Source organism: Halochromatium sp., assembly GCF_046541315.1.
In the GTDB taxonomy this organism is placed as follows: Bacteria; Pseudomonadota; Gammaproteobacteria; order Chromatiales; family Chromatiaceae; genus Lamprobacter.
Genome location: NZ_JBKHDN010000246.1, coordinates 1 through 3,532, shown reverse-complemented (window position 1 = coordinate 3,532; position 3,532 = coordinate 1). Strand labels below are relative to the sequence as shown.

Sequence of the window (3,532 nt, the reverse complement as noted above, 5' to 3'; positions counted from 1 at the left end):
GAGCTGCGCGATACCGCCGGACTGCATCAACTGTTCTGGCTCGAACGCGACCGGCGCCCCGATCCGCTTGCGGTCTTGCGACGCTATTACACCGGGGACCCGTGATTCCATCGATGAACGATTTGGCTGAAACCGGCACGGCGACACCGCCGCTGAGCGAGAGCATCCACATCGAATCCGTCTACACGCGCGCGATCAACCTCGCGCGCGATGGCGGAACGCTGGAGCTGATCGCCGCCTATCGGCCGACCTCGCGCGCGCGCCAATGTCTGCGCCAGATGGTCGCCGGGCTGAGCGCCGAGCCGATGCCGCGCGCGCTTGCGGCAATCGGACCCTATGGCGTGGGCAAGTCAGCGTTCGCGCTGTTCGCCGGTGCCTTGCTGTCGGACCCCGACAGCGACGCCCATCGGATCGCCGCGCGCGTGTTGCAGACCGCCGATCCAGAGCTGGCAGAACAGATCGCGCAAGCGCTGGGTTGCGGTCGCGGCTACCTGCGCATCGGCATCAACGGCCTGCCCGATAGCCTGCAACGCCAGCTCCTGCTGGCGCTCGCCGGCGCCGCCGAGCAGGCCGGACTGGCCGCGGCCCTGAGCAACGAGCTGCGCGCCGCGGCCGAGCAGGCGGTGCCGATGGATACCGCCATCCATCTACTGCTGCGGGTACGGCGTGCCTGGGCGCATGCCGGCGGGCGCGGCCTGCTGATCGAGATCGACGAGCTGGGCAAGTTCCTCGAATATGCCGCTCATCATCCCGAGCAGCGCGATCTGCACCTGCTGCAACTGCTCGCCGAGCACAGCCGCGATCCCGACCCGATCCCGGTGCAGATCCTGGTGCTGCTGCATCAGGCCTTCGAGCACTATGGCGCGCGTCTCGGACGCGAACTGCGCGACGAATGGCGCAAGGTGCAGGGTCGCTTCGAGACCGTCGCCTTCCTCGAACCCGCCGAACAGGCGCTGCGCGTGCTCGCCACCGTCTTCCGCCGCGATGTCGAACTGCCGGCGCGGACCCAAGCCAGCATCGAGCGCAGTGTCCAGCTGCTCGCCGAGGAGGGCGCGCTGCCGCATGGGCTCGACGCCACCGACGCCGGCGAGCTGTGCGCGCGCTGTTATCCGCTGCATCCGATCAGCCTGCTGTTGCTGCCGACCCTGTGCCAGAAGATCGCGCAAAACGAACGCACACTGTTTTCCTATCTCGGCAGTCACGAGCCGTTCGGCCTGCAAGAGCGGCTGCGCCATCTGCGACTCGGCGACTGGATCTGGCCCTGGGATGTCTATGACTATTTCATCCTCAATCAGGGTGCCGCGCTGGGCGATGCCGTCACCGATCATCGCTGGGCCGAGGTGGTCACCGCGCTCGAACGGCTCGATGTCGCCGCCGATGATCCCGCCGACCCGGACGCGCCGGCGCTCGTCGCCCTGTTGAAGACCATCGGCCTGTTCAATCTCATCGGCGCCCAGCGCGGGTTCAAGGCCAGCCCGGCGCTGCTCAAGGCGCTCTTCGGCAGCCAACTGCCAGTGCTGATCGAGCGCCTGCAGGATAGCTCCAGCATCCATTTTCGCCAATTCAGCCAAGACTACCGCGTTTGGGCCGGCTCCGACTTCGATCTGCGCGCCGCCCTCGATGAGGCGCTGGCCGCCCAAGCCGGGCGCTCGCTCGCCGACACCCTCAACGACCTTGCCCCGTTGCGCGCTCAGGTCGCGCGGCGCATCACCATCGACAGCGGCAATCTGCGCGCCTTCAGCCCCCAATTCACCGCCGCCGAGCGCTGGCCGCCGACCTCGACCAGCCCGCGCGAACTGCCGCTGTGGTTCTATCTCGCCGGCGAGCGCGAAGCGGTCCCAGGTGCCGCCGCGCCGAGCGGCGTGCTCGCGCTGTGCTTCTTCACCGAGCGTCTGCGCGAAGCCATCGACGAATGGATGGCGCTGTGCGACCTGCCCAAGCAGCAGGCCGCGTTGCATCAAGACCCGGTCGCCGCGCGCGAGCACCGCGCCTGGCTCAGCCATGCCGAGCAGGAAGCGCATCAAGCCATTCGCGGCCTCATCGCCGCGCCCGAGCGACTGCGCTGGTTTCGCGACGGCGCCGAGCACCCCATCGCGCACCGCCGCGAGCTGCAAGGGCTGCTCTCGGACTGGGCCGCCCGGCACTACGCCAAGGCCCCGCGCCTCAACAACGAACTGCTCAACCGCGACGCCCCCTCGCCGAGCGCCAACCTCGGGCGCAAGCGGCTCATCGCCGCCATGCTCAGCGCCGCCGACCAGCCGAGTCTCGGCATCGACAAGACCCCGGCCGAGAAGAGCCTGTATCTCAACCTGCTCGCCGCCACCCGGCTGCATCGCGAGGAGCATGGCCGGCTCGGCATCCATCCGCCCGATCCCCAGCGCGACCCCTGCCGGCTGCGCCCGCTGTGGGACGCCATCACCGAGACCCTGGGCCAAGGCGGCGAACGGCAGGTGCCGCTACCCGAACTCTACGAGCGACTGCGCGGCCCGCCCTTCGGCGTCAAGCTCGGCGTGCTGCCGGTGCTGATCGTCGCCTATCTGATCGCCCATCAGCGCGACGTCGCCCTCTACCAAGAAGGCGTCTTCTGCGACCGCCTCAGCCCGGAGCACGCCGAGTTGCTGTGCCGCCGGCCCGAGCTGTTCGCGCTCGAGCGCTTCGATCTCGGCGGCCTGCGCGGCGAGCTGTTCGATCGCTACATCCACAGCGTGGTCGGGCGCGTGCCGGCGGATGCCACCCTGCTCGACATCGTCCGCCCGCTGGTCGGCTTCATCAATGCGCTGCCCGAGTACAGCCAGCACTGCGCCGGCCTCTCCGCCACCGCCAGCGCCGTGCGCCGTGCCATCGCTCAGGCCGCCAGCCCTGGCGCGCTGCTGTTCGACGCCCTGCCGGCCGCCTGCGACACCCCGCCCAAGGCGCTGAACAGCGGCGACAGTGCCGCCATCGAGCCCTTCGTCGATCGCCTCGTCGGCGCCCTGCGCGAACTCAAGCAAGCCTATCCGAGCCTGATCGCCGACTGGCAGGACCAGCTCGGGCGCGCGCTGCTCGACGCGCCGCCGGCCGAGCTGCCGGCCCTGCGCCAAGCCCTCGCCGAGCGCTATCGCGGACTCGACGCCTTCACCCCCGATCGGCAAGGACTGGGCGCCTTCATCCGCCGCCTGGCCGATACCGGTCACGCCAGCGATCAGGCCTGGCTCGAATCCGTCGCCACCCTGATCGCCAAGACGCCGCCGACCAAATGGCGCGAGGAAACCCGTCGCCAAGCCCTGCTGAGACTGCGCGAGCGCGCCGAGCAAGCGCGCGACCTGCAACGCCTGCGCCTCAACGAAGGCGCGCGCGGCACCGACGGCAACGCCCTGTTGCTCAAACGGATCGATCCGCAACAGGGCGAGATCAGTCACTTGCTGCACCTCAGCGCCGAGCAACGCCAGCGCGCCACCGACCAAGCCCGCCAACTCGCCGCCCAGCTCGGCGATATCGGACCGACCGAGCGGCTTGCGGTGATCGCGGCCTTGCTCGAACAGCTTGCGCCCGA

The 3,532-nt window shown here is 69.5% G+C and carries 1 protein-coding gene; it reads left to right on the top strand.

Going from position 1 to position 3,532, the window contains the following annotated elements:
- Nucleotides 1-113 precede the first annotated feature (113 nt).
- The coding region (locus ACLFQI_RS12540) for a hypothetical protein (protein WP_410759812.1) at nucleotides 114-3,532 on the top strand (3,419 nt) is incomplete at its 3' end.